The sequence below is a fragment of the Gardnerella sp. DNF00550 genome (assembly GCF_049262685.1).
GTDB classification, from domain to species: domain Bacteria; phylum Actinomycetota; class Actinomycetes; order Actinomycetales; family Bifidobacteriaceae; genus Bifidobacterium; species Bifidobacterium leopoldii.
Genome location: NZ_CP058397.1, coordinates 1,218,808 through 1,244,168, shown reverse-complemented (window position 1 = coordinate 1,244,168; position 25,361 = coordinate 1,218,808). Strand labels below are relative to the sequence as shown.

Annotated in this window: 26 protein-coding genes; 15 read left to right on the top strand and 11 right to left on the bottom strand. The window is 41.4% G+C overall.

Annotation, left to right across the window (positions count from 1 at the left end; genetic code table 11):
- The first annotated feature begins 3 nt into the window (after window positions 1-3).
- The 10 genes from HXT29_RS04990 (at window position 4) to HXT29_RS04945 (ending at window position 10,691) form a co-directional block, all read left to right on the top strand.
- The gene (locus HXT29_RS04990) at window positions 4-723 is read left to right on the top strand and encodes a Fic/DOC family protein (protein WP_415705771.1); all 720 of its coding nucleotides are present in this window, start codon (window positions 4-6) and stop codon (window positions 721-723) included.
- Window positions 724-849: 126 nt separating this feature from the next.
- On the top strand, window positions 850-1,059 hold the full coding sequence (locus tag HXT29_RS04985) for an ATP-binding protein (RefSeq protein ID WP_004574165.1): 210 nt from the start codon (window positions 850-852) through the stop codon (window positions 1,057-1,059).
- A gap of 344 nt (window positions 1,060-1,403) precedes the next feature.
- The gene (locus HXT29_RS04980) at window positions 1,404-2,435 is read left to right on the top strand and encodes an FAD:protein FMN transferase (protein ID WP_422118323.1); all 1,032 of its coding nucleotides are present in this window, start codon (window positions 1,404-1,406) and stop codon (window positions 2,433-2,435) included.
- A gap of 256 nt (window positions 2,436-2,691) precedes the next feature.
- Window positions 2,692-4,410 carry an FTR1 family iron permease gene (locus HXT29_RS04975; protein WP_112928856.1) on the top strand — a complete coding sequence of 573 codons (1,719 nt, stop codon included), beginning with the start codon at window positions 2,692-2,694 and terminating at the stop codon, window positions 4,408-4,410.
- Between the two features lie 95 nt (window positions 4,411-4,505).
- Window positions 4,506-5,186: an iron transporter gene (locus HXT29_RS04970; RefSeq protein WP_422118322.1), complete on the top strand. Its 681-nt coding sequence runs from the start codon at window positions 4,506-4,508 to the stop codon at window positions 5,184-5,186.
- A gap of 72 nt (window positions 5,187-5,258) precedes the next feature.
- On the top strand, window positions 5,259-6,530 hold the full coding sequence (locus tag HXT29_RS04965; RefSeq protein WP_101885848.1) for a DUF2318 domain-containing protein: 1,272 nt from the start codon (window positions 5,259-5,261) through the stop codon (window positions 6,528-6,530).
- A 12-nt stretch (window positions 6,531-6,542) separates the two neighbouring features.
- The gene (locus HXT29_RS04960) at window positions 6,543-7,877 is read left to right on the top strand and encodes an ABC transporter permease (RefSeq protein WP_410297479.1); all 1,335 of its coding nucleotides are present in this window, start codon (window positions 6,543-6,545) and stop codon (window positions 7,875-7,877) included.
- Window positions 7,867-9,150 carry an FtsX-like permease family protein gene (locus HXT29_RS04955; protein ID WP_422118321.1) on the top strand — a complete coding sequence of 428 codons (1,284 nt, stop codon included), beginning with the start codon at window positions 7,867-7,869 and terminating at the stop codon, window positions 9,148-9,150. The genes HXT29_RS04960 and HXT29_RS04955 overlap by 11 nt, the downstream gene beginning before the upstream one ends.
- Before the next feature lie 50 nt (window positions 9,151-9,200).
- Window positions 9,201-10,046, top strand: a complete 846-nt coding sequence (locus HXT29_RS04950; protein WP_004105693.1) for an ABC transporter ATP-binding protein — start codon at window positions 9,201-9,203, stop codon at window positions 10,044-10,046.
- A 45-nt stretch (window positions 10,047-10,091) separates the two neighbouring features.
- Entirely contained in the window at window positions 10,092-10,691 is a 600-nt protein-coding gene (locus HXT29_RS04945) for an FMN-binding protein (RefSeq protein WP_410297148.1), read from the top strand.
- Between the two features lie 56 nt (window positions 10,692-10,747).
- Here HXT29_RS04945 and HXT29_RS04940 read toward each other — a convergent pair whose 3' ends face one another.
- The gene (locus tag HXT29_RS04940) at window positions 10,748-11,359 is read right to left on the bottom strand and encodes a hypothetical protein (protein ID WP_004105689.1); all 612 of its coding nucleotides are present in this window, start codon (window positions 11,357-11,359) and stop codon (window positions 10,748-10,750) included.
- 193 nt (window positions 11,360-11,552) lie between these two features.
- On the opposite strand from HXT29_RS04940, the gene HXT29_RS04935 reads away from it, so the two are divergent.
- Together HXT29_RS04935 and HXT29_RS04930 are read left to right on the top strand one after the other, a co-directional pair.
- Window positions 11,553-12,293 carry a LuxR C-terminal-related transcriptional regulator gene (locus HXT29_RS04935; protein ID WP_415705777.1) on the top strand — a complete coding sequence of 247 codons (741 nt, stop codon included), beginning with the start codon at window positions 11,553-11,555 and terminating at the stop codon, window positions 12,291-12,293.
- Window positions 12,287-13,504 (top strand): histidine kinase, encoded by a 1,218-nt coding sequence (locus tag HXT29_RS04930; RefSeq protein WP_415705779.1) that lies wholly within the window; start codon window positions 12,287-12,289, stop codon window positions 13,502-13,504. The genes HXT29_RS04935 and HXT29_RS04930 overlap by 7 nt, the downstream gene beginning before the upstream one ends.
- 81 nt (window positions 13,505-13,585) lie before the next feature.
- Here HXT29_RS04930 and HXT29_RS04925 read toward each other — a convergent pair whose 3' ends face one another.
- From HXT29_RS04925 to HXT29_RS04905, 5 genes are all read right to left on the bottom strand, one after another.
- On the bottom strand, window positions 13,586-13,759 hold the full coding sequence (locus HXT29_RS04925; RefSeq protein ID WP_004105682.1) for a hypothetical protein: 174 nt from the start codon (window positions 13,757-13,759) through the stop codon (window positions 13,586-13,588).
- Window positions 13,756-14,049: a DUF2089 family protein gene (locus HXT29_RS04920; RefSeq protein WP_004110367.1), complete on the bottom strand. Its 294-nt coding sequence runs from the start codon at window positions 14,047-14,049 to the stop codon at window positions 13,756-13,758. Before HXT29_RS04920 ends, HXT29_RS04925 begins: the two co-directional genes overlap by 4 nt.
- Window positions 14,050-14,497: 448 nt before the next feature.
- Entirely contained in the window at window positions 14,498-15,670 is a 1,173-nt protein-coding gene (locus HXT29_RS04915; protein ID WP_101885855.1) for an exodeoxyribonuclease V, read from the bottom strand.
- A 34-nt stretch (window positions 15,671-15,704) separates the two neighbouring features.
- Complete coding sequence (locus HXT29_RS04910) at window positions 15,705-16,358, bottom strand: LuxR C-terminal-related transcriptional regulator (RefSeq protein ID WP_415705781.1); 654 nt, start codon at window positions 16,356-16,358, stop codon at window positions 15,705-15,707.
- Window positions 16,359-16,392: 34 nt separating this feature from the next.
- Window positions 16,393-16,854: a hypothetical protein gene (locus HXT29_RS04905; RefSeq protein WP_004574152.1), complete on the bottom strand. Its 462-nt coding sequence runs from the start codon at window positions 16,852-16,854 to the stop codon at window positions 16,393-16,395.
- A 570-nt stretch (window positions 16,855-17,424) separates the two neighbouring features.
- On the opposite strand from HXT29_RS04905, the gene HXT29_RS04900 reads away from it, so the two are divergent.
- Window positions 17,425-17,637: a hypothetical protein gene (locus tag HXT29_RS04900; RefSeq protein ID WP_004105675.1), complete on the top strand. Its 213-nt coding sequence runs from the start codon at window positions 17,425-17,427 to the stop codon at window positions 17,635-17,637.
- Between the two features lie 190 nt (window positions 17,638-17,827).
- Complete coding sequence (locus HXT29_RS04895; protein ID WP_004105674.1) at window positions 17,828-18,088, top strand: hypothetical protein; 261 nt, start codon at window positions 17,828-17,830, stop codon at window positions 18,086-18,088.
- Window positions 18,089-18,265: 177 nt separating this feature from the next.
- Here HXT29_RS04895 and HXT29_RS04890 read toward each other — a convergent pair whose 3' ends face one another.
- From HXT29_RS04890 to nrdH, 5 genes are all read right to left on the bottom strand, one after another.
- The gene (locus HXT29_RS04890; protein ID WP_004105672.1) at window positions 18,266-18,859 is read right to left on the bottom strand and encodes a hypothetical protein; all 594 of its coding nucleotides are present in this window, start codon (window positions 18,857-18,859) and stop codon (window positions 18,266-18,268) included.
- Between the two features lie 353 nt (window positions 18,860-19,212).
- Window positions 19,213-20,307, bottom strand: coding sequence for a class 1b ribonucleoside-diphosphate reductase subunit beta (gene nrdF, locus HXT29_RS04885; protein ID WP_004105670.1), 1,095 nt, complete (start codon window positions 20,305-20,307; stop codon window positions 19,213-19,215).
- Window positions 20,308-20,404: 97 nt separating this feature from the next.
- On the bottom strand, window positions 20,405-22,630 hold the full coding sequence (nrdE, locus tag HXT29_RS04880; protein WP_415705783.1) for a class 1b ribonucleoside-diphosphate reductase subunit alpha: 2,226 nt from the start codon (window positions 22,628-22,630) through the stop codon (window positions 20,405-20,407).
- Window positions 22,631-22,705: 75 nt separating this feature from the next.
- Window positions 22,706-23,206 carry a class Ib ribonucleoside-diphosphate reductase assembly flavoprotein NrdI gene (gene nrdI, locus HXT29_RS04875; RefSeq protein WP_064621463.1) on the bottom strand — a complete coding sequence of 167 codons (501 nt, stop codon included), beginning with the start codon at window positions 23,204-23,206 and terminating at the stop codon, window positions 22,706-22,708.
- 3 nt (window positions 23,207-23,209) lie between these two features.
- Entirely contained in the window at window positions 23,210-23,470 is a 261-nt protein-coding gene (gene nrdH, locus HXT29_RS04870; protein WP_004574150.1) for a glutaredoxin-like protein NrdH, read from the bottom strand.
- A 427-nt stretch (window positions 23,471-23,897) separates the two neighbouring features.
- Here nrdH and gndA point away from each other — a divergent pair, with 427 nt between their 5' ends.
- Window positions 23,898-25,352: an NADP-dependent phosphogluconate dehydrogenase gene (gene gndA, locus HXT29_RS04865; RefSeq protein WP_004574149.1), complete on the top strand. Its 1,455-nt coding sequence runs from the start codon at window positions 23,898-23,900 to the stop codon at window positions 25,350-25,352.
- Window positions 25,353-25,361 lie beyond the last annotated feature (9 nt).

Here is a 25,361-nt window from a genome sequence, read left to right as displayed (position 1 = left end):
GTCGTGGAAACAGTTTTTGACCCTTATCTTATTCCTCACACAAGGGTATTGAAGAACAAATCTAATATAAATAATCAGATTGAATTAGATAAATATGAGAACGATGCTGTTCTCACAAGATGTTCTATTTTGTACGAAAATTTGCCGCATGCTGAAGGAACTGTTAAGCAATTGCAGTGGATTCATCATTATCTTTTCCAGGATGTTTACGATTGGGCTGGTCAGATTCGCACTATTGACATGTCTAAAGGCGGTGGCGAGCCGTTTCATCCGCTTGAATATATGGGCGTTGGAATTCGCTACTGCGAGCAAACGCTTAAAAATGATAATTTATTACAAGGTTTATCTATTGACGAGTTTATTAGTAAGCTAAGCGTAAATTACAATAATTTTAATGTTTTACACCCATTTCGTGAGGGCAATGGTAGAACGCAACGCGTTTTTTGGGATATAGTTGCGCGAGATGCTGGATACCATTTCGATTGGGGATTAATAACGCAGCGTGTTAACGACGAAGCTTCGATCCAGGCTAAAGATACTAACAAGACAAAGCTTCTTGAAGATATGTTCCACATTATTACAAAGCCTTTGCAGGTTGAGCTTTTAGCTCAACAGCAGTTTGCTCATCTTGTTGAAGAAGAATACGAATACGCGCCGAATGTGGCTAGTGTTTTGCAAGATAAGGATTACGCTGCGTATAAAACGCGTTATGGTATAGATTGAATCTAGCAATTATGTATCGCTATAGTGTGCAATCTAAACTTGCAAAAATACAAAGTTTGAGTTATCAATAACTTAAACTCACGAAAAAGAAAAGTTTAGGTCATGAATGACTTAAACTTGTAAAAGGTGGATTTTGTTGCGACTTCTGCTTGCGAAAAGCTTTATATTCAAGTAACTGAAAGCATGATGGATGAGTCTATGCGCGAGCGAGAGTTAAAGCCGCTTCGGAAGATTCAGAATAATTATGAAAAGCTGGTTATTACTTTGAGTAAGGCTTTAGATGATGATTACGACGGCATTCGTGTTGAAAACATTGTTGATTGGTTGCTTAAGTAGCGTTGTTTATTTGTTTCTTAGCTAGTTGTTATGGGTATTCATTAAAACGCGTAAATCGTGCTACGCAGAAACGAGTTGCGTTATGTTGCCAGTGCCATAAATATTTCTATAATGCGTTTTTGCAAAAATTTTGGTATAGATGAATATTTTTTGCACGCTATGCCTTCATTTTGCCAGAATGTAGGTATAGGCGAATGTTTTTGTGTGCTATGCTGCTATTTTTTAAAAATGTCGGTATAGAATGAGACTGTCTGTAAACTATGTCGACATTTTGCTGTTTTTGTTGTTTTGTTGCGGATTTTGACGAGTAACAGAGAGTTTTGACTTAGGGATTGAAGCAAGCGATGTTTGAAAATGTTACTGCGATTGCGCGCGCGCTTGGAACGGGGATTATTATCTCTAGCAGCAAGCCGATTTCGCAGCGCGTGCAGAAGCGGATTCGCGCTTTTGTTGAAGAGTATGAATCGGTGCTTTCGCGCTTTCGTGAAGATTCGCTTGTTTCGCGTATGGCTTGTGCGGAGCATGGCGGCGATTTTGAGTTTCCGTCGTGGGCTGGGTCGCTTTTTGCAATTTACGACGAGTTTTACGATGCCACTCGCGGAGCTTTCGACGCTTGTATTGGCGCGGATCTGCTTGCGCTTGGCTACGATAATTCTGTGCAATTCGTTCCGGAATCTACTGTTAGCGCGAGCGAGAATAGTGGCAGTGTCAGCGGCAGCTGGAGCAAATATCGCCGCGCTTTGCCAGTTAAGTGGGCAGATATTTCTCGAGATGACAGCGGCACAACGCTTCACACAAATCAGCCAGTGCAGCTTGATTTTGGGGCAGCTGGGAAGGGTTATTTTGTAGATCTTGTAACGAATATTCTTAAAGACGAGCTTGGTGACGATTCGCTTTCGGATTGCGATTTTTTGGTAAATGCCGGCGGTGATATGCGCGCTTGCTTTAGCGATGAAGATTACCAAATAAAAGTTGCGCTGGAAAATCCTTTTGATACAACGCAAGCAGTTGGAGTGGCATCAATTGCAAGCGGAGCGTTGTGTGCTTCGTCTGCTGCAAGAAAGCGTTGGAAAGTAAAAGACGCAAATTGCCTTGCAGACAATGCTTTTGAGTCTAATTTAATTGCGACTCACTTAATCAACGCTTTAGATGGAACTCCTGCGCAAAAACTTTCTGCAAGCTGGGCGTATATTCCTGCTAAAACTTGCGCTTTTCCAACTGCTTATGCCGACGCGCTCGCAACTGCGCTTTTTGTTTCGCAAGAAAGCGATTTGCAAAAAATCGTGCAAACTACCGGCTCTGAGTTTGCTGTAATCTCGCCAAATTATGCGCTTCGCAAAACGGCCGCCTTTCCAGCGTATTTTTTTGCTGCATAATCGCAAAAAGATTGATAATTATCGTTATCAATATCATTTTTGTAATATTTGCGTGTTTTTTGCGTAGAACTATATCAATCTACATGATATGTCGATATTATGTACCTGTGGGGCCTTTGTAATGGCAAGTTTTAGTTGGGTGCGCTCAATTTGGGGTAGAGCGCGTAGATATGCAGAAATGCGTTAACGCAAAAGGCGTAAAACGCGTGAGAAGTGCGGAATCGCAAGAAGACGCGGAAGAACGCGAGGAGATGTTATGCGCGCGTATGTAAAAGTGCGCCGAATTATTCGTGACTCGGCTGCACTGATTCTGGCTGTGTGCATGTTGGTAGGTTGCATAGTGAGTTCGTTCGCTACAACTATTCCAGCTTTCGCAACAGATGCGGATCGTTCATATACTAGCTGGACAGAAGTTTCTAAAGCAATTAATAAAGAATTGCTACAAGGTCAATCAGAATACAATAGTGGCAATAATTCTGGAGCTGCAACTCGATTTGAAGCAGCATACAATTCCGTTTATGTTGCTTCTAACATGATTACGGTTGTGCGAGATGCAATCGGGCAGAATAAAGTTCAGGCACAAACTGATCAATTCCAGCAGCTACAAACGCTTGTATACCAGCAAAATCAAGGTTCACAAATAAGTGCTGTTTCAACGGCTCTTTCAGTGGATGTTGCACAAACTGCATCTAGTCTCGATGCCAACTTAAAAGTGGATAAGCCAAATGTTTATGCACAAAAGTTGCGTGCGCAAATTAAAGCAGAGCGCAAAAAGCTTGATGCTGCAAAAAAGAAAAACCTCGGGCGCAATGGTCGTACGTGGGGTCAAGTTGCTCGAGAAATGAACGTTATTCTCGACAAGTCTGTTGCAAAATACAAGTCTGCAAAAGGTAATAAAACTCAAGTAGCATCTGCAGTTGATTTAATTAATGAAGCCTATTACCAGTATTACGAAAAGCTTGGTTTCGAGAAGAACGTGATGAATGCAATAAGCGGAAGTCGCGTTTCGACTGTCGAGTATCAATTCAAAGAGTGCCGCCAAACAATGAACAACGGCGGAACTATTGAGCAAGCTAAAAAGTTCGTAACGGATCTTAAAGCGATGCTTATTGAAGACGCAGCAAAATTAGACAAAGGCGCATCTTCAAGCGCAAATCCATTTATGCAATTCATAACTAGCTCATTCGGTCAGGCTTTCGTAATTTTGCTTCGTGAAGGTTTGGAAGCGTTGCTAGTTGTTGCAGCAATTATTGCTTACCTTGTTAAATCCGGTCACAAGAATATGGTGAAGTATATTTACCTAGGTATTGCGGCTGGAATTGTGGCATCTCTTGCTGTAGCTGCACTATTCGGCTTGCTATTTAATGGTTCTGGTCCGCAGCAGGAGATTACGGAAGGCGTTGTTGCATTGTTCGCAATGCTTATGCTGCTTTACACGAGTAATTGGATGATTTCTAGATCTTCAGTGCAAGCATGGAATAAGTATATTAGTGAGCAAACAACGGCAGCAGTTTCTAAGGGAAGCTTGGTTTCTTTAGCGTTATTGAGTTTCCTTGCGGTGTTCCGCGAAGGTGCTGAAACTGTAATCTTCTATCAAGCAATCTTTGCAGTTTCAAACGGAGCTGACTCTATGATTTGGGGAGGCTTCATTTCCGCTGCTGCAGTTCTTGTAGTGATATTCTTGCTGATTCGTTTCGCATCTGTGCGCATACCAATTCGCCCATTCTTTACTGGAACAAGCGCTCTTATGTCTGTTCTCGTAGTAATTTTTGCGGGCGGTGGCGTGCACGCGTTAATCGAGGGCGATGCTCTCGAAGGAATGTATATTCAAGGCTTGCCAACTAACGATTGGCTTGGGTTCTATCCGTATGTTGAGACGATTGTTGCTCAAATTGTGGCAGCAATTGTTGTGATTTCACTGCTTTGCGTATCTATTGCGCGGAGTCGTGGGAAACGCGCGATAGAAAATAAATAAGCAAAACAACAAATAACCAACTAATAAATAATTAATAAACAACCAATAACAACAATTAAATAAAAGTAACTAACAACAAATACAGAAGGTTAGATATGAAGAATAATAAAATGACAGCAATTGCAGCTTTAGCTCTTGCTGGACTGCTTGCGCTCGCTGGATGCGGTTCCAATGGCAATTCAGCTAAAACTGATGCTAAGTCACAAGCAACCGAGCAGAAGTCTGATAACAAGTCTGATAACAAGTCTGATAACAAGTCTGATAACAAGTCTGATGACAAGGGCGGCGATAAGGGCTTTGAGGAGGTTCCAGTTGGTCCTCACCAAGATCAGAACATTGGACCTCTTACTATTGGTGCCGTGTACTTCCAGCCAGTTGATATGCTCCCAACCGGTATGGGTTTGAAGGCAAGTGAAGCAAGCTTCCACCTTGAAGCCGATATCCACGCTAACCAAAAAGGTACAAAGCTTGGCTACGGTAAGGGCGAGTTCATTCCAGATTTGACTGTGAATTATGAGATTGTCGATAAGGCAAGCGGTGAATCCGTTGGCAAGGGTACTTTTATGCAGATGAACGCTTCCGATGGCCCTCACTACGGTGCAAACGTTAAGCTTGACAAGGCTGGAAATTACAAGCTCGTGCTTTCTATTGAATCCCCAGAAAAGAAGGGTTGGATGCTTCATGTCGATCCTGCTACCGGCGTAACCGGTCGCTTCTGGACTGAGCCAATTAAGGCAACCTTCGACGATTGGAAGTACACTCCTCGTCAATGGTAGTGATAGCTAGTTAATAATTAGCGATTAATTAATAATTTTAGTAAATAATAAGTAATAGCAAAGGAGGGAGTTATGCTCAGACTGTTTGTGGCAGTTATGCCTGGGCTGCTCCCTCTTGCGCTACTCACAATGGGATTAAGCACATCGCTTACTGTTGGCGAGGGGCGAGATAAGCCTCTAAGCGCACGTTGGAGATTGTATGGGCTGTCTGCAGGCACAGTTGCAGCTCTTATTTTTGCTATACTTCGCGCATCTGTGGTAATTAATCAGCGAAACTTTATTAATATGCCGGCGTTGTGCATTGCAGTTCCGCTTGATATTGCTGCAATTATTGTGGTTATCTTTTCACACAAAATAGTAAGAAATTGGCGTAATTGCCCGCTTTTAATGCACATAAGTAACGCAATTGGTGCATGTTGCTTAGCGTTTACTGTGTTTTATGCTTTGCCAGATGTTATTTTGCAGCTTACTATTTTCGTAGATTCAAGCACTCCGCCTTTTACATCAGACATGTTGCTTCGCGCGCTTGGTTTTGTACTTGGCGTTATTGCTGCTATTTGCTTAAGCCTTATGGTTCGTTCTTTGCGCACTACATCTAACGCTATTTGCTTCAAAATTGCTGTAGTTTTAAGCATGATTATTTTGCTAGTGCAACACATAACTTCACTTTTGCAGATTATGCAAGGAAGCATTCTGCTTTATATGGATGACTTTTCTTTCAGCGTGCTTGTTTGGCTAATTAATAACGCTCCATTAATGATTATGGCGCAAATTAGCGTGTTCATGATTCCTGCTGCTGCATCCGTAATAATCGGCTTTAAAACGGCTGTAGTTGGTGAAAATGCTGCAGAAATTCGCACGAAGCGAGCGTTTAAAAGGAAATCTCGAAAGTCTGCGCTCGCAGCTCTTTTGGCTGCTATCACAGTAATACTTACGCTTACTGTAGGCGTATCTATTATGAATATTAAACCAACTCTTACGCCTCCAGAACCGTACGAATTGCACGATGGTGTTGCGACTATTAATTACGTTCAAGTTTCAGATGGTCATTTGCATCGCTTCCAATACAAAGCAAAAGACGGCACTGTTATGCGCTTTATAATCATTAAAAAGAATGGTGGAGCGTATGGCGTTGGCTTGGATGCTTGCGAAAACTGTGGAGATGCAGGCTACTATGAAAAAGACGGTAAGATTATTTGCCGTAAATGTGACGTAGCAATTAATTTGGCAACTATCGGTTTTAAAGGTGGTTGCAATCCGATTCCGTTCCCGTATAAGGCTGGGCATGGCAAAATCACAATTCATACTGCTGATTTAGACGTGCTCAGTTCGCATTTTAAGTAAGGGAGAGTTGCTATGTTTATGATGCGCATGGTTGCTCGATCTCTTGTGCGGCAATTGAAAAAGCGTGTGTTAATTGCTCTCGTAGTGTGCTTAAGTGCGTGCGTTAGTGTGTCAATGCTTAGCGTTGTGTATGACGTTGGAGACAAAATTAACGCAGAGCTCAGCTCGTACGGTTCGAATATTGTGGTTCAGCCAAAATCAAGTGCTGTTGTAAATGATTTGTATGCTTCTCGCGAGCAGATTGATACTAATGGTTCTGGGAGTTTAAAGGCTGCGGAAAGCCACGAGTCTACTGCTTCGCTAAAAGAATCTGATGCTGCAAAAATAAAAATGATTTTCTGGGCGTTTAATATCACTAATTTTGCGCCAAAAATAAAAGTTCACGCAAATCTTGAAGCGAAATCTTCTGGCGATTTGGTAGTGCCTATTATTGGAACTTGGTTTAATCGTAAGCTTGCGCTCGCTTCCGGGGAAACAACGGTTGTTGGTGTTAGGGGTTTGCGCTCTTGGTGGAAGATTAATGCAGGTCGTTGGGCAAAAGATAATAAATCTGAAGCAATGGTAGGTGCGCAGCTAGCTGAGCATTTGCACTTAAAAATTGGTCAGCGTTTGCGTTTGATTCGTGACGGGCGCGAGGTTTCGTTGCGCTTGGTTGGTGTATACGATTCTGGCGACGACGACAATAACGCAATCTACGCAAGTTCTAGTGATGCTCAAAGCCTTGCAAATAAACCGAATAAGGTTGATTCGATTGAAGTAAAGGCTCTTACTACTCCTGAAAATGATTTAGCGCGCAAGGCTGCTAAAAATCCGGCAGCGCTCAGCCAGGAAGAGTGGGAAACTTGGTATTGCACGGCTTACCCGAGTTCGATTACTTACCAAATTGAGGAGGTAATTCCTGGAGCTGTTGCAAAGCAGGTTCGTCAAGTTGCAGCTCTTCAGGGTAACGTATTAAATAAGACGCGCGCTGTTATGGTTTTGATGACTGCGTTGAGTTTAATTGCTGCGGCTGTTGCTGTGGCGAATCTTATGGCTGCTTCAATTTCTGAGCGTTCCGGTGAGCTTGCATTGCTTAAGGCTTTGGGTGCGCGTGATGGTGCTGTTGCTCGTCTTATGCTTATGGAAACTGCGGTTATTGCGTTTGGTGGAGCGTTACTCGGCATGGCTTTGGGATTTGCTGTTGCGCAGATTATTGGTTTCACAGTGTTCGGCTCTGCGATTTTGTTCCGACCGATGGTATTTGTTCTGGTATTCGTGCTGCTTGCGTTGACTGTGCTTGCGGCTGCAGGCTCGTCGATTCGTTCGATTTTGAGTGTGCGTCCTGCGGAGGTGCTTCATGGCAGGTAAATCTTATATGACTTCCAACAATTCTATGTTTATTACCATGCTATTTAGCGCGGTATTTCGTAGAAAATCGCGTGCTTTGATGGCTGTTATTGCAACGCTTGTTGGTGCTGCCACGCTGTTTTGTTTAGCTGCAATCTGCCTTGTTGTGCCTCAGCAAATGAGTGATGAAATGCGTGCGTATGGAGCGAATATTATCGTAACTCCAATTGAGGGCGAGTGGAAAAACGGTATTGATCGCGCAATGGTTTTGCACACAAATGATATGGTTCTTGCAAAAGGTGCTATGCGCTCTGCTACGTATCGTTACGAAAACGTGCGTATTAACGCAGCTCCGTATGTTTTAGCAGGAATAGACGTTCGTTCAGTAAAGTCGCTTAATAAGCATTGGAATGTAGACGGCTCTTGGCCTAGCAGTGGAAATGTTATGGTTGGGCGAGATGTAGCTCTTGTGATGGGCTTAAAAATAGGTTCTCGAATTGCGATTGCGTATAGATCCTCGGATAATACTGCCGGCTCGCATAAGCCAGCAGATAAATCTCTAGATAAGTCTGAAAATAAGTCTGCAGATAAGCCAGCGCAAAATTCATCTCAACAAAAGCTCGTTGAAGGCAGAGTCTCAACAGATATTATGGATACTCACGGCACAACTTTCCGAGTTTGTGGCATTTTGGACACAGGCGGCGCAGAGGATTCCATGTTATATGCGCTAAACGCAGATGTAAATTCTCTTACAGGAGTTAAGCGTGGTACGGATGTTATTGCTTACTCGTCTTCTGCTCCTAGTGTTGATGCTGTTGTGAGAAGTATTAACGACATGACTTCTATGCGTGTGCGCGCTCAGCAAGTTACTAAAGTTACTGCTGCTGATACGGGCATTATTACTATGTTGCGCAGCCTGTTCTGCATTGTGTCGCTAGTTGTTCTAGTGTTGATGATGGTTGGCGTGAGCACTACGATTTCTTCGATTGTGCAACAGCGTCGAAATGAAATTGGTTTGCGCAAAGCTTTGGGTGCGAGCGCACGGAGTATTGGCGTGGAGTTTACTGCTGAAGCTGGATTATATGGCTTCGTTGGTGGCGTTGCTGGTACCGCAGTAGGGTATGTGTTTGCACGTTTGCTTGCAGCAATGGTGTTCTCTAGAGATTTGGGCGTGAATTGGTGGCTTGTTGCGTTCTCGGTGGCGTTTAGCATTATTGCATCTTGCGTTGCTGCGTTGCCGCCTGTTTTGCGCGCTTCAAAGATCGATCCTGCGATTGTGCTTCGAGAAGAATAATTTTAAGCGTAAATTTAGAGATTGTTTAAGATTTGAGTTAAGGATTTAATATGACAGAGAATGTAGAAAATAAGTTGGAAGGCGCGGAGTCTAAGCCAAAAATGCTGTTGACTTTGGATCATATTTCCAAGATTTACGGATCTCTTCGCGCGGTTGACGATTTGTCGCTTACTGTGCCAGAAGGCGAGTGGCTTTCTATTGTTGGCTCGAGTGGCTCTGGCAAAACAACACTTATGAACATTATTGGCTGCATGGATTCGCCTTCCAAGGGTTCCGTGTCTTTGCAAGGTCGCAAACTTGAGGATTTGAATGCCGGTCAGCTTGCTGACGTTCGTAAAAACGTAATTGGCTTAGTTTTTCAAAAGTTTTATCTTGTGCCGCATTTAACGGCAGTTGAAAACGTGATGGTTGCGCAATACTATCATTCTGTTGTTGACGAAGCTCAGGCAATGGATGCTTTGGATCGAGTTGGCTTGAAGGACCGCGCTCACCATTTACCAAGCCAGCTTTCTGGCGGCGAGCAGCAGCGTGTGTGCGTTGCTCGCGCGCTTATTAACTGTCCGAAGTTGCTGCTTGCGGATGAGCCGACTGGTAATTTGGATGAAAAAAATGAGCAGATTGTGCTCGATTTGTTTAAGCAGCTGCACAATCAAGGGACTACGATTATTGTTGTAACTCACGATTCTCTGGTTGCTCAATGCGCGGATCGCGAAATTATGCTTAATCACGGTGTGCTTGTTGGTGAGCGTTGGAATAATGAGAGTGCGCGCAAAGCGTACGAGGCGATTGGTGGCAAGCCTGCGTTTACGAGTGCTCACGTTGATGAAAGTGTTGTGGAAGCTTTGCAAGACCATGAGCCTACTAAGTCGCCTAAATTAGCGAATTTAGATGATTAGTTGCGCAAGATTTTAAAATATACAAGATTTAAAGGCGATGATTTTATGATTTCAGATAATATGTTTCACGATGTTTCACGCGATGATTTGAAATCCAAAAAAGTTGCAAAAACCGTTGCTACGCTTGCAATTGTAGCTGCATCTTCTGCTATGTTGTCGGCTTGCGGTGAACCTAGTGCTGTGCCAATGAATGATGAGTTTGCAGGAAACTCTGGTCAAAGCTCGGATGATGGTGGTAATCCTTCTGGAAAGTACGATGCTGGCGCTCAGCAATCTAAGTCTTCAGCTCAAAGTGAAGATTCTGGGGATTCTAAAAACCAGTCTAAAACTGATACTGGCAATTACAAAGATGGTGACTACAAAATCAAATCCACGTATGGTCCGGTTTCAGAAGACAGTTTTGATGTACGCTTAAGCGTTGCAAATGGAAATGTTAGCGATGTGCAAATAACGCCTCATCCGTTTACGCCGATTTCAAGAGGTCATATGGATGCATTTTCAAAGGCTATACCTGGAAAAATTGTTGGAAAGTCGTTGAAAAATTTGCATATTTCGGTTGTTGCTGGAGCAAGTTGGACTAGCGATGCCTTCAACAAAGCGCTTGATGTTGCTCGCCAAGAGGCCTCAATTCAATCCGTGCAATAAATGTACTCAAAAGTTAGTGCTCAACGTAATGGTAGATTGCCAATAAGTTTAAATCCTTAAAAATCGCTTTTATCCGTAGGGTGACCTTGTGGGCGCTTTATGACTCGACACAAAATCACTAATGCTAAGACACCATTTGCAATTCCGTAGTAATAAATCCAAGGAACGTGAATAAGCCCACAAATAAAGCATGTAATAATATTTGTTAAATTATTTGAGTAATTGTTAAGTATTTGCTTATTTTGCAATTCGACTTTTTTGCGTTTTAGTGCGACAACTTTGTTTTCTTCGGCACTTTCGCTTTTGTCGTTTTCTGAGCCGTAGCTGTTTTTAACATTGTTGTCATAGTTATCGCAATTATCGCAGCTATCGTAATTTTCAGTATCGCAAGCCTTTTTGCTGCCTGTGCTCTTAAGTTCACTATCTCTACTTATACTGTTAGTGTTATCGCTATCAAGCTCAGCTATATTATTTGTGTTACTTGCATTTTCGCCTTCAAGAACATTCTTGCGCAAGAAAAAATATGCATAAGAATACATTGCAACAGAAAGAAGTCCTAAAACAAGCCACAAAACAAAAAAGCCAAAACTACGCATAAAAGCAGCTGCCGAGGCAAACGCCATCGCAGCTACTTCTGCGGAGTGCAATACTACTAATCGTTTTGTCATATAATCCTGCTGCAATCATTATTGAAAATGAGTTTTCAACGCAACCAAAAGTCGCATACTGTCACTTATTATAATCACATTTGACTTACATGCATTACTTGTAATCATTTCTTGCTACACAATTTGCTCTATTTTGTGCGCACTTATAAAGTAAAATATAAGAAAAGTAGCGTGAAATTGCAAGAAAGCCATTATGCCAAAAACGTATGCAATAGTAGATAACGATCCATTAGTTTTAGCGGTTATGCGAAACGTGCTCAGCAAGCTTTTGCCAAGCGAGTACGCGTGCAAATGGTGCGTAAAATCTGGAGCGCAAGCTTTGGAATACTGCCAAGTAGCAAAAACTACTCCGGATTATATTTTGATTGATATGTCAATGAAAGACATGTCTGGAGTAGACGTAATACGCGCAATTCGTGAGAAAAACAATAGCATTATTTTAATTGGTATGACTTCGTATGACTGCAGATCCTATGCTTCGTCAGTAGCGCAAGTTGGTGGGCAGGCAATGGTTGCTAAAGACAATTTCAAAGGTTTGGCAGAAGCTTTGCAATATTGCGATAATCAGCACGTGTATGGCTGCCGTTGCGTTAAAGACGTTGCTTACGATTTTGCTACACCGCAAGAATCTTTTATTAGGCTTTCTAAATCAAGATCGCGTAGCGTTTTGCCGCCTCAAGAACTAAAAATCATGGATCTGCTTGCTAAAGGCTACACAACGAATCAGATTGCGGCTCAACTTGGTCTTATGCCAAACACTATTAACACGCATATTCATAGAATTTACAAAAAATTGCATGTTTCTAACCGAGTGCAAGCAATATCCGCATTTGCTGCAATGCAAAATCGTGAGCAAAATAGCAATCTGTCGTATGCTTATAATTCGCCGCAGAATCATCCGAATTTTTTGCAAGAAACGGATAGTGCATGTTAATGAACACATTTTCGCGCGTTATTGAGTTGGTTAAAAGCTGGAAAATTCAGCGAACTTTATTCATAATATTGGCGATTCTTGTAGTATCAATGGACGTGCAATCTTGCAATACAGCTGGTTTGTGGCACAATCCATTACAATCTGCGTGCCAATACGTTTGGATGTTTGCAACTTTTCTTATGATTGCTTTTCCGCGTCAAATATCACTCGTAACTCCGATTTTTTATTGCGTAACGTTAGCAGTACCAGGCGTAAATGCAACTTGTGTGCTTTTTGCGCTGCTCGCTGGCATGCTTGTTGCAGGCTTTTACGATTCGTGGAAGTATTTGCTTTGCGCTTACATAGTTTCGCTTAATATTATGTACTTTGCAAAAATGGCGTACATTCCGCTTACTTTTCCTTGTTTTGTTCTTATTTCTATGATTTGTGGCTACGCTTTGCACAAATATTTGAACATGTTGGAAGAAAATAATCGCGCAAAAATGGATATTGTACGAAGTAAGTTCCAGTCTTATATTGCGTCTGTTGCGTTGCAATTGCATGACGATGTGAACAATGAGATTACTGATATTACGTTGCTTGCGACAGATGCTTTATATGTTGAGAACAATGAACATACAAAAGAATCGTTAGAGCAGATTATTGAACATTCGCGTAATGCACTTTCCAAAGCGAGACTTGTTATCAGCCTGCTTGAGCAAGCTGAACAAAAGTATGATGATTCTTTAGATTCAAATATTGCTAGTACGCAGTTTGTTTATGGTTCTAATAGCAATGATTGCATGAATTTGACTGATTTTTTATGCAATATTCGTGCGCGTTTACAGGCTGAACGGCAAATTTGTGAGCAGCTTGGGTACTATGGCTCTTTAATAGTGGTTGATAAAAGTTCGGGGAGTGGTGATTTTGCTGCATCTGCAACTGTTAGTACTGAAAAAGCTCAATGTGCTATTCGCATGTGCAGTGAGTTGCTTACTAATATTCGTAAGCATTGCAGTACTAGCGTTGACTTTTCTATGAACGTTACTGTTGATGAGCGAGAATGCAAAATAATGTGCATGAATTCGTTGTCGAATAAGTTTGGTGGAAGGCTTGTTTTTGGCAAAGGGTTACTATTCCACAAAAAATCTGTGGAACGTTTAGGTGGATCTTTAAACGCGCAAAAAGATGATGACACTTGGCTGGTCAATGTTGTTATTCCACTAAACTAGCAGCACTTAAACTCTCGAGTTATCGTGGCAGTTTTTGCGAATTTTGCAATTTTTGCCACGATAACGTGTGATTTTTGTGTTTTATAAGTCTTGTAATACAATTCTTTTATCTTCTGCAGACTGCTTAGATGACTTATCGTCTTTCTTAAGAGAATGCGCATATCGAATAAGACTTCTTGCAATAAAGAACACTAATACGCATATAACAAGTGCAATAAGAATGTCAATTATTGGACCAAATAATGCATAGCTCATGATTCATCCTTTCTTTTTCTATATTCGTTTATGAGTGTTCGAGCTGTGTCAACATCGTATTTATCGTCAATAGCAAGACTCTTTACTAAAAGAACGAACGGGTCTTCTGGTTCATTGTCGCTTATGCGCAGCTTTTCAATGAGTCGGTTAAGCCTGATTCTCATCGTTGGGTAAGAGACTTGATACATTTGCGACATTTCTTTTAACGATCCAGACGATAATACAAAGTTCTTTATAAACGACATATCTTCGTCTGTGAGATTAGCCATCCATTTTGGAATATGATCCATATCACCCCTTTCGTCAACCTATAAAACTTTAATTAAATTAAACTTTTATTAAAAATATTAAAGTTGTTGTATGAGTTTGTCAAGAATAAACATGAGAGATATGACACAAAGCGGCATTTTTATGTCGCCAAAATTGTCGCTTTGTCGCCAATGGATACAAAATTTAGTCATTTTGCTTAGAGCTAAGAACGTTCAATAAGTTTATAATTTCATCAAGTTCGCTTGAAAATGTTATTCCTTTTGTATAACTATATTTTTTAAGCAAGTTATCGTGGCAAAAATTGCAAATCTAACAAAAACTGCCACGATAACGTGTATGACATAGCAACGAAACAGCATTCTGCATTGCAAATTAACCGCTTACTTGCATCTTCTGTGCAAAGCTTCGTCCAAATACTCGATTAAAACGTGTCCAAATACTCGATTAAAGCGCAAGAAAGCACAATGACTATTTCTCTACATGAAGTGGAACATGTACATTAATAATCCACGAATCGCCATCTTCAATAACTTTAAAAGTTCCGCCAACTCGTTCCGCAAGCATCTTATGAAAACGCAGTCCATATCCTAATTGCAAGTTAGCAAGAACGCCTCGTTGCGCACTATTTATACACGTAATATGACATTCATGGTCATTAAGCATTACATTCATGGCGTATTCTTTAGGTTTTGCAGCATGCTTTTTTACATTCGCAAGCAGTTCTCGGCAAATATACTCAATCTGAGCACATTCTTCAAAAGGCAAATGTGCTGATCTCGAATTTTCAGTAGCTAAATCACTACTCAAATCAATGGAACCAATATAGCCAAGCTTTTCAAATGACTTTTGTTCACCGTCAAATAAAACACGTAAGCCTGTGCAAAAATCTTTATAACATGTAGTCGATTGCATAACATCGCCAGTGCCTGCAGTTGCAGCATTGTCAAGAAGAGAAATAATATTACGTGCTCTATGAACAGTTGTAGTAGCACGTTGAAGAATCTCTCGCGAATTTTCATGCTCTTGTTCATGAGTTGTTTGAGGTTCAATAGATTGTTGAGCCATCATCATAATGCTGGAAAGCTCATTAGTTACTTCATCGTGCATGCGAATTGCTGCAATAGTGGCATATTTTTGAAAAACGTTGTAACGCTGTGCAAATAACTGTTCCTGCTGTTGGTGAATAGTGGAAATATAGTATTTTACGATTGCGCTAGAAATAAGAGTGATAAGAAGCCACCACGCTAACACATAAGCGTTTTGAAAATCGCAGATAATAAAGAACCATGAAGAAACTCCGCAAGAAGAAAGCACAGTGTACCAAGGTTGAGTAATTACAGCTATTGCTAAACAAATCAATATGGTAAGCATCATAGATGAGTAGTTGATATTTGGCGCAATAATTACCAACGGCATCCAAATAAGCACAATAAAAGATGCTTTACGAGGCCATATTGCAATACATAAGCAGATTACAATCCATACTATTTCAACCGTAATTGCATGCCAATTAGAGTAGTAATGAAGATTATTATAGGAACAAATTTCAAGAATCAAAGTACAACTTATGATTGCGCCAATTCCAATTTTCTGCCAGGCATCATGCGGCAAAAAATTGATCATACGCGTTAATAATTTCATAACTACCTACTTTTACATGTTAATTTCTTACACGTTATATGTCATGCGAATATTTTGCGAGCGCAGCGAGCGCTTGCATACGACTTTTAACTTGAAGTTTTCCATAAATACGCCGTAAGTGCGTGTTGACTGTTGAAACTTTCACATTAAGCTGATCTGCAATCTCTTTCGTAGAAGATCCCTGTTTGCACAAGCGCATAATTTCCGATTCTTGAGGAGACAAAACTGAAGTCTTCGGAAGTTGAGAAATCATATTGAATGATTCTTGCGGAGTGTGAAAATAGTCAATATATTGTGGCAATTCTGGGCAACCGTAGCTTGTTGTGCGCGATTGAATAGCTGCAACTATGTCTGCTAAATTGTCTTTATGTACTAGCGCTTGACCACCCGACTTAGCAACTTGCAATACGTATTCATCCAGCATGTAGGAAGTAATGCCAATCAAAACAATATTGCTATTGCGCTCGCGAATTGCCTTAATTACATCAACACCACTCATTTCTCTCATTGACATATCTACTAAAAGTATGTCAGGAGTATTTTCTGTAACGCAACGATGAATAGCTTGTTTTGCAGAAAAACACATCCATGCACAAACAAAGTTTTCAGGCAAACGACTTTTCAGAAGAAGTTGCATATATCGCAATACAAGCGTGTCATTATCAACAATTGCGTAAGTAGTGTTCATACAATATATGGTATCTTGTTTTGGAATCCGCTTATCAAGAGATGTGCGATTGTATTGTTTTTCTCAAATTATCAAGATTGTACACATTAAAGTGCCATACGCTAGCACTTTCCGTTGGCACACTCCATTCTTCGGTTTTACCATTCGCAGTAAAGCGAATTATTTGAGTTGTTGGCTTATTTATAACTTCAAAATTAGTGAGTTGATTCCACGGAATGCGATGAAGATGCTTATCGTCTAATTTAGCTAGATTACCCGAGCCTAAAATGGTATTCGGATTAACAACAATAAACTCATTATTAGTGGCAGCAACAATACGCGCATCAACACTTTGCGCTACATAGAATAATTTAGGTAACAAAAATAGTTTGAGTAAATCTTTCCACCAAGGGTCGTATTTCATGGTAAATACATACGTCTTATCAACTGAAAGATTGTGATCTTTAAAGTACTTGACGATATCTTCTTCTCGTATACCGCGCAAAGGATTGGTCATAATAAGCACCTCCTTGTGATTCTTGTTTTGTAAATTACCAACATACTAACGTTCAAATTTTATCTACACAAATAGGCGTACTTATTTTTAACGATAGCGTTTTTAGAAAACTTTTTAAAACTTTTACGATTAGCAGTTTGTATGTTCTCAACAATCAACATTTAAGAACATTTCCGTTTTGGAACCATTCTTAAATAAAGACATATTTATGGAGTTATCGTGGCAAAAATTGCAAATCTAACAAAAACTGACACGATAACGGATGTGTTTGGGTTGATTTTTGCAGCATAAAAATTTCTACTGAGCCCAAAAATAACAATCACAAGTATTGCCAATTTTACTGTGTCACTAAATATAGTTACAGCTGATTACATGACAGTATTTTTTTATTACACTGAGAGCCATTGCACAATTTATTTGTACAGCAAAATAACGTTTTAAGGAAAGGAATTATGCGGTGAAGCGCTTAGCAAAGACAGTGTTAAAGAAACTCGGTGGTTCTGTTGGTATTGCATTTCAATTGGGTATTGCGCATGGCAATGTCGTGACCAGTGGGGTAGGTGAATCATTATGAAAAAGCAAATTTTGGCTTATTTTAAGCGACTTATCAAACGAGAAGCTACTTATATGCCGTTGACATTTATTGGCTTGCTTGGAATTTTTGCAATATTTAGTGGCAATACAATTGCTTACATTTCATCTCCAAATAGGTGGATTGAAACATTTGTTTTTACACTTATTGTTGCTTTTGCACGTGCCTTCATACCTGATGATCGTTATTGAACAATTTATTTCATAAAGATTAGCGAAATGCACACAGCACTTCGCTAATCTTCTATTTCATATTTTCTAAGTTATATTACGGTAGATTTTAATCCTATTTAGTTGTTTTTTATTTATCAGTAACTTTTTGGTTGCTGTCTAGGATGCTAATATGCAATATTCATAGATTACATTAAGAAGAAGGAATATCATGAGTCAAGATTTTGGAGTAAAAAATTGGAATCCATCTGCTGCAGCAAATACTAGTGACGATGACGATGAGCTTTCTGAAGAAGATTTTGATAAATTGGCTGCAGAGCTTGAGCAATTCTTTACCAAGTATGTAGTGTTAGAAAATAATAAGTTTGTAGTTCATGACGATGCGATTATTGCCGATGGTTATGGAGAATATTTAGAAGGCTTTCACATCTTAGCAGAAAAATTCACTGCTGGTCTTGAAGAGGACAGATAGCGTAAATTAACCACGATAACGCGTATAACATAGCGACTGTGCAATTAAAGTTATACGATACAGTCGCGTAATCAGTTAAAAAATATTGCCTGTTCATCAACGATATTGATTAACAGGCAATATTTTCAAAACAACAAAATTTGGCAAATAGCCTAAATTTTGTGGCTAAACCATTTACTATTTTGCTACGTCAAGAACTACTAAACGTTGTCCGCCATAAGTTCTGGCATCAAGACAGGTTTGAATAAAGTAAGCAGATTTAGGGAATTGCTCAACATATCCTTTGAACTGGCTTAACAATTTATCCGCGCTGCCTCCTCCTTCAAAGTCTTTATAATCTGCCACTTTATAGTCTTTGCCGTTTAATTTAACTGGTGTGCCCTTTTGAAGTTTCTTTAATAACATTCCTGAAGTATTTAAACGGTCGACGACCATGTAGTGACCAGTAATGACTTGGAACCAGTCGTCTTGAAGTGTCCAATGATAAAAAGCATCTTTCACGTAGGCCAACTTATCAGGATAAGCGTCCCAAATAACGGGTTTAGTTTCACCTAGTGCTTCAAAAGTTCCTTTTTCGCCTTTCACAAAAGCCTCAGGAACGTTCTTTTCTGAAGGTTTTTTGATTGATTTTGAATGTTTTTTAGTTGACTGATGGGTTATTTTCGTAGACGCTGAATTGTTTGCTTTGGAGCTACCGCAGGCCGCTAGCCCCACCAGCGAACTGAATAGCACTACAACACAAAGTACTTTTTTATAAGTCATTTTCCCCATAACTGACCTTCTTTCTTCGTATAGATGTGACTAACAACTGCTAGGCATCCTTATCAATTTGGATTCCAAACTTGAGCGCCTGCTCAGTTCAGCCCAAAACGCTTAGTTTAAACGGAGGATGAATTGATAGTCACTGCTGATTTTTGCATAAAGGGATTAACAAAACCAGTTTCTTTTCCATAGTGTACCATAAAGGCTGAGGGGGCTCATGTTACTTTCTAATTTTTCAGTTTTTATGTATACGATATTTTGGTTCAATAATTGACTTAGATAAATTAAATTGGTTAACTAATTAAATTAATTAGTTAACCAATCGAACAGTCAGTTAATCAAATAAACAATCAATTATGCGACTAGAAGTCCCAATCGTCGTCGTCGGTTTCAACAGACTTTCCCATGATGTAGCTGGAGCCAGAGCCGGAGAAGAAGTCGTGATTTTCGTCGGCAGCAGGAGATAGAGCTGCGAGAATTTCTGGGCTTACGTGAGTTTCTTCTTCGCTGTACTTAGCAGGATAGCCAAGATTCATCAAAGCCTTGTTAGCGTTATAACGAACGAAGTCAAAAACGTCATCGTGGAAGTCAAATCCTTCGTAAATCTGACCAGAATACTCAACTTCCAAATCGTACAAAGTATCGAGCAAGTTCATAGTGAACTTTTCAAGATTCTTCTTATCGTTCTCGCTTCTAAGCTCCAAACCGCGCTGGAACTTGTAACCAGAATAATAGCCGTGAATCGCCTTATCGCGCAAAATCAAACGAATCATATCGGCAGTGTTCATCATCTTTCCGCGAGAAGCAAAATAAAGCGGAAGGTAGAATCCCGCGTAAAGAAGAAGTGAAGAAAGCATAGTTGCAGCAATCTTGCGTTTAAGCGGATCTTCGCTCTCGTACTCGCAAAGCACAGTGGTGACGCGCTGCTGCAAAACATCGTTGCCAACAGCCCAACGGTAAGCTTCGTCAATTTCCTCGCTAGAGCAAAGAGTAGAGAAAATAGAGGAGTAGGAGCGCGCGTGAATCGACTGCATAAAAGCAATATTCGTGTAAATAGCCTGCTCGTGCTCAGTGCGAGCGTGCTCAATCTGGCAAAGCTCGCCAATAGTTGCCTGGCTAGTATCAAGCAAAGTCAAGCCCGTAAAAACGCGAGTAGTGGTCTTGCGTTCAAGATCGGTGAGGGAACGCCAAGAAGGAATATCGTTGCTCAGCGGCACTTTTTCAGGAAGCCAGAAGTTAGCAATAAGACGATTCCAAACGTCCAAATCCTTGTCGTCAACAATATTATTCCAATTAACTGGGCGTACACGCGATCCGTGATGGTAGCGGTACTGAGATGGTGTGATAGAAGCTGCCATCATAGCGTCATCTGCGATTACGCGATTTGTGCCGAAAGGCTTATCGAGGCTACTGCGCAATGCTGTTGGATCGAGCGCAGTTGTATCGAGTTCTGTCATAATTACTCCTGATCTTGTGTTTACGTTTTACAAAATTTTTAAGTTTTTTTATTTAATTTGGAAATATCTACGTAGCTAAAATTTTTATCACTACTACTTATAGTGTGCAGCTTACGCAACCTTCAATTTCCGTACCTTCCAAAGCTTTCTGGCGAATACGAATGTAGTAAAGAGTCTTAATGCCCTTGCGCCATGCGTAAATCTGAGCCTTATTCAAATCGCGAGTAGTCGTAGTGTCTGGGAAGAACAAAGTAAGCGACAATCCCTGATCCACATGCTGAGTTGCTTCAGCGTAAGTATCAATAATTGCCTTCCAGCCAATCTCGTAAGCATCCTTAAAGTACTGCATATTGTCGTTCGTCATGTATGCTGCAGGGTAGTAGACGCGACCAACTTTGCCCTCTTTACGAATCTCAATGCGAGAAGCAATTGGGTGGATTGAACTCGTGGAATGGTTGATGTAAGAGATTGAGCCAGTTGGAGGAACAGCCTGCAAATACTCGTTGTAAATGCCGTCGCGCAAAATCTCGTCGCGCAGTTGCTCCCAGTCTGAAACACTTGGAATCGCAACATTGAAACGAGCAAACAAATCGCGAACCGCTTGAGTGCGAGGCTCAAGAGAACGACTTCCATCAGTGTATTTATCGAAATAGTTGCCTTTTCCTGCAGGCTTAGCGTAGGCACTCGTTTTAAAGCTTGCAAAAGCGTGTCCGCGCTCTACAGCCAAAGCGTGAGAAGCCTTATAAGCGTGGTAAGCAACAGTCATAAAGTACATGTCTGTAAAGTCAAGAGCTTCCTCGCTTCCGTACTGCATGTGCTCGCGAGCAAGGAAACCGTGCAAATTCATTTGACCCAAGCCAATAGCGTGACCTTCTGCGTTTCCGCGACGAATCGAAGGTACAGAATCAATCGAAGTATGCTCAGAAACAGAAGTGAGCGCACGTACCGCCAAATCAACGCTTGCACCCAAGTCACCATCCATTGCCTTAGCAATATTAAGAGAGCCGAGATTGCAAGAAATGTCGCGGCCAACGTGACTATAAGATAAGTCAGCGTTATAAGTGCTTGCTTCCTGAGTTTGCAAAATCTCGGAGCACAAGTTGCTCATAGTAATGCGACCCTTAATAGGATTTGTGCGATTCACAGTATCCTCAAACAAAATGTAAGGGTAGCCAGACTCAAACTGAATTTCCGCAAGTGTCATAAAGAATTCGCGAGCGTCGATGTACTTCTTGTGAATGCGAGGATTTGCAACCATCTCGTCGTAATGTTCAGTAACAGAAATGTCTGCAAAAGGCTTGCCATATTCGCGCTCAACATCGTAAGGGCTAAACAAAGCCATCTTTTCTTTGCGCTTAGCAAGCTCAAAAGTAATATCTGGAATAACAACGCCTAAAGAAAGCGACTTAATACGAATCTTCTCGTCCGCGTTCTCGCGCTTAGTGTCGAGGAAACGCATAATATCTGGGTGGTGAGCGCTAATATACACAGCACCAGCGCCCTGACGAGCGCCAAGCTGATTAGCGTAAGAGAATGAATCTTCCAAAAGCTTCATAACAGGTACAACGCCACTCGACTGATTTTCGATGCGCTTAATAGGAGCGCCAAGCTCGCGCAAATTCGTAAGCAAAAGAGCCACGCCGCCGCCTCGTTTAGAAAGTTGCAAAGCAGAATTAATTCCGCGCGCAATAGACTCCATATTATCTTCCAAACGCACGAGGAAGCAGCTCACAGCCTCTCCGCGCTGAGCTTTACCAAGATTCAAGAACGTTGGAGTGGCTGGCTGGAAGCGACCTGCAAGCATTTCGTCCAAATAGTTGAGCGCTGCTTTTTCGTCGCCGTCTGCGAGTTCCAAAGCGACTGCAGCTGCGCGTTGAGCGAAGTTTTCCAAATACTGTTTGCCGTCGAAAGTCTTTAAAGCGTAAGAAGTGTAGAACTTAAAAGCACCTAAGAATGTGCCAAAAGTGTGGTGAGCGGCTTCTGCATGCTCGTAGAATTTATCGAGAAACTCATCGCTGTATTTGTTGAACACGTTGCCGTTGTAGTAATAGTTGTCAATCAAATAGTTCAAGCGTTCGCGAGTTGAAGCAAACTTCATGCTGTGTTCTTGCACGTAATCCGAAACGTAAAGCTTTTCTGCTTCCTGATCTTTATCAAACTGAATGCCTTTTTCTGGGTCAAAAAGACCGAGCATAGCGTTAAGAACGTGGTAGTCGCGGCTGTTGCGAATGCGCTCTGCTGTTGTGCTGGCAGTTGTGCTTGCAGAATCAGTGTGATCAAGATTAAGCGAAGTAGATTCGTTCATCGGATCTGTGCTATTCATGGGGTTTGTTCCTTTCTTCATGCGTTATTTTTGTTTTTCAAACGCTGTTTGTTTTGTTTCTTTTACTTATTTCGTTTATTTCGTTTGTTCTGTTTCTTTGAGTTGTTTTAAAAATCTCGGTATCCCATGCGCTACTTTTTCTATATCTTCTGCAGTTCCCGTGAGTTCAAACGAGTACATATTTGGGATTTTGCACTTTCCTGCAATTTGACCGCCTGCAGCGCAATATGCTTCTCCAAAATTTGTATTTCCGGAAGAAATTACCCCGCGAATAAACGAACGATTTTCGCGATTATTTAAGAATTTGCGAACTTGCATTGGTATTGCTTTCGCAATATTTCCACCGCCGTAAGTTGGAACAATCAAAACGTACGGTTCGCGCACGTTTAATTCCGGCTCTTTAGGGCGAAGTGGTATGCGGTACACGTTTACGTTATTGCTTGGAAAATCGCAATTTTGCACAAATCTTAACGTGTTTTCGGAAACTGAGGAAAAGTAGACTACAGCTCCGATTGATTCGCCTTGTGCGCGCGATTCAGGCTCGCTTTGTTGTGTTATATTTTCTTGCTCACACATTTCTTATGCTTCTTTTGCTGCCTCTGCGGAAGTTCCGAGTTTATCCGCAATTTGCGCAATTAGATCTGGACGGTACCCACTCCAGGATGCGTCGGGAGCAATGACTACTGGAGCTTGACGGTATCCGGCATTTCTTAACTGTTCGAGTGATTCAGGGCTTTTTGACAAGTCTACTGTTTCAAAGTTCACGCCAAGTTTTGTGAACTGTCGCTTAGTTGCATCACACTGTGGGCAATGAGGTTTAGTAAACACTGTGATAGTCATTTCAATCTCCTCTGGTGATGGGGGAATTTTGCAATTCCGTGTTGTATCGACAAAAGCCAAGTAGTTAGCTTACTCTGAATAAGCACTATTTATAGTGGTGTGTCGACTGTGTAAACACTATATATAGTTATTATTTAAAATAGCTAAAAATAGCGTGTTTGTAAGCGTGTCGTGTTTTATGAAGTGAATATGAGCTTAGTTTTAACGATTAAAAATGTAATCTATTTCACAGAATTTATATTTGGAACTACTTAACTTGCATATTGTTAAGCCTTGTGCATATCCGCCTATAAAATTATTAAGTGCGTTTCTTGAAGGGGCGTAACGCAAAATAAAAAGTTGTGCATTTTGTAGATAATGCAGATTGCTTGGGTGCGCAAAGCATGCGTGCAAATAACAAAACAAGTACAAGATAAGAGGTGTCATTATGACTCAAGCTCAGGCAAATATTGGTGTTGTTGGTTTGGCTGCCATGGGTTCGAATTTAGCGCGTAATCTTGCGCATCATGGAAATACAGTAGCTGTTTATAATCGTCATTATTCGCGCACTGAAACTTTAATGAATGAGCATGGCAGTGAAGGTGCTTTTGTGCCTTCAAAAACTGTTGAAGAATTTGTGGCTTCTCTAAAGCGTCCGCGCACCGCAATAATTATGGTAAAAGCTGGTGCTCCTACTGATGCTGTGATTGAAGAACTTGCAAATGCTATGGAGCCTGGAGATATTATCGTCGACGGCGGAAACTCTTATTTTGAAGATACGATTCGCAGAGAGCGTGACATTCGCGCGCGTGGTCTTCATTACGTTGGTTGCGGTGTTTCTGGCGGCGAAGAAGGTGCTTTGCGTGGTCCTTCGATGATGCCTGGTGGCACTGAGGAATCTTGGAAGACTCTTGGTCCTATTTTGAAGTCTATTGCTGCTGTTGCTGAAGGTGAGCCTTGCGTAACACATATTGGTACTGACGGCGCTGGTCATTTTGTGAAGATGGTTCACAATGGCATCGAGTACTCGGATATGCAGCTTATTGCCGAAAGCTACGATTTAATGCTTCGCGGCTTGGGCATGAAATCCGACGAAATTGCAGACGTGTTTAGCGAGTGGAATAAGGGCGAACTTGATTCTTATTTGATTGAGATTACGGCTGATGTGCTTCGCCAGAAGGATGCTAAAACTGGTAAGCCTTTGGTTGAGATGATGGTGGATCACGCTGGCATGAAGGGCACTGGTACTTGGACTGTACAGTCTGCGCTTTCTCTCGGAATACCAGTTACCGGTATTGCTGAAGCCGTGTTTGCTCGCGGACTTTCCAGCCAGGTTGCTTTGCGAGAAGCTGCTGAAAGCCAAGGTTTGACTGGTCCGGATGTGCATTTTGATTTGAACGATGCTGAGCGTAAGGCGTTTATTGAGGATATTCGCCAAGCTTTGTACGCTTCTAAGATTGTTTCTTATGCTCAGGGATTCGACGAGATTGCTGCTGCTGCAATTGAGCATGATTGGAAGATTGACCAGGCTGCGGTTGCTCGCATTTGGCGTGGTGGATGCATTATTCGCGCTCAGTTCTTGAACCGCGTTTCTGAGGCTTTTGAGTCCGGTGAAGCGAGCGTTTCTTTGCTTTTTGCACCGTACTTTAAGGATGCTATTGAAAAGTCGCAGGCTGCTTGGCGTCGTGTTATTGCGCGTGCAGTTGAGCACGGGGTTCCTGTGCCAGCATTCTCTAGCTTGCTTGCATACTACGATGGATTGCGTTCCAAGCGTTTGCCAGCTTCGCTTATTCAGGCTCAGCGTGATTTCTTCGGCGCTCACACTTACGGTCGCATTGACGAGCCAGGCGTATTCCACACTTTGTGGGCAGAGCCTAATCGCCCAGAAGTAAAGCAAGATTAAAACAAATAA

Bases quoted from the DNA above. Each gene is read 5' to 3' on its own strand.
- HXT29_RS04925 (WP_004105682.1), bottom strand. From the start codon at position 13,759: ATGAGCTATGCATTATTTGGTCCAATAATTGACATTCTTATTGCACTT.
- HXT29_RS04930 (WP_415705779.1), top strand. From the start codon at position 12,287: ATGTTAATGAACACATTTTCGCGCGTTATTGAGTTGGTTAAAAGCTGG.
- HXT29_RS04935 (WP_415705777.1), top strand. From the start codon at position 11,553: ATGCCAAAAACGTATGCAATAGTAGATAACGATCCATTAGTTTTAGCG.
- HXT29_RS04970 (WP_422118322.1), top strand. From the start codon at position 4,506: ATGAAGAATAATAAAATGACAGCAATTGCAGCTTTAGCTCTTGCTGGA.
- HXT29_RS04890 (WP_004105672.1), bottom strand. From the start codon at position 18,859: ATGGGGAAAATGACTTATAAAAAAGTACTTTGTGTTGTAGTGCTATTC.
- HXT29_RS04950 (WP_004105693.1), top strand. From the start codon at position 9,201: ATGACAGAGAATGTAGAAAATAAGTTGGAAGGCGCGGAGTCTAAGCCA.
- HXT29_RS04965 (WP_101885848.1), top strand. From the start codon at position 5,259: ATGCTCAGACTGTTTGTGGCAGTTATGCCTGGGCTGCTCCCTCTTGCG.
- HXT29_RS04910 (WP_415705781.1), bottom strand. From the start codon at position 16,358: ATGAACACTACTTACGCAATTGTTGATAATGACACGCTTGTATTGCGA.
- HXT29_RS04975 (WP_112928856.1), top strand. From the start codon at position 2,692: ATGCGCGCGTATGTAAAAGTGCGCCGAATTATTCGTGACTCGGCTGCA.
- HXT29_RS04940 (WP_004105689.1), bottom strand. From the start codon at position 11,359: ATGACAAAACGATTAGTAGTATTGCACTCCGCAGAAGTAGCTGCGATG.
- HXT29_RS04980 (WP_422118323.1), top strand. From the start codon at position 1,404: ATGTTTGAAAATGTTACTGCGATTGCGCGCGCGCTTGGAACGGGGATT.
- HXT29_RS04895 (WP_004105674.1), top strand. From the start codon at position 17,828: ATGAGTCAAGATTTTGGAGTAAAAAATTGGAATCCATCTGCTGCAGCA.
- nrdE (WP_415705783.1), bottom strand. From the start codon at position 22,630: ATGAATAGCACAGATCCGATGAACGAATCTACTTCGCTTAATCTTGAT.
- gndA (WP_004574149.1), top strand. From the start codon at position 23,898: ATGACTCAAGCTCAGGCAAATATTGGTGTTGTTGGTTTGGCTGCCATG.
- HXT29_RS04960 (WP_410297479.1), top strand. From the start codon at position 6,543: ATGTTTATGATGCGCATGGTTGCTCGATCTCTTGTGCGGCAATTGAAA.
- nrdF (WP_004105670.1), bottom strand. From the start codon at position 20,307: ATGACAGAACTCGATACAACTGCGCTCGATCCAACAGCATTGCGCAGT.
- HXT29_RS04945 (WP_410297148.1), top strand. From the start codon at position 10,092: ATGATTTCAGATAATATGTTTCACGATGTTTCACGCGATGATTTGAAA.
- HXT29_RS04900 (WP_004105675.1), top strand. From the start codon at position 17,425: ATGAAAAAGCAAATTTTGGCTTATTTTAAGCGACTTATCAAACGAGAA.
- HXT29_RS04955 (WP_422118321.1), top strand. From the start codon at position 7,867: ATGGCAGGTAAATCTTATATGACTTCCAACAATTCTATGTTTATTACC.
- HXT29_RS04920 (WP_004110367.1), bottom strand. From the start codon at position 14,049: ATGGATCATATTCCAAAATGGATGGCTAATCTCACAGACGAAGATATG.
- HXT29_RS04915 (WP_101885855.1), bottom strand. From the start codon at position 15,670: ATGAAATTATTAACGCGTATGATCAATTTTTTGCCGCATGATGCCTGG.
- nrdH (WP_004574150.1), bottom strand. From the start codon at position 23,470: ATGACTATCACAGTGTTTACTAAACCTCATTGCCCACAGTGTGATGCA.
- nrdI (WP_064621463.1), bottom strand. From the start codon at position 23,206: ATGTGTGAGCAAGAAAATATAACACAACAAAGCGAGCCTGAATCGCGC.
- HXT29_RS04905 (WP_004574152.1), bottom strand. From the start codon at position 16,854: ATGACCAATCCTTTGCGCGGTATACGAGAAGAAGATATCGTCAAGTAC.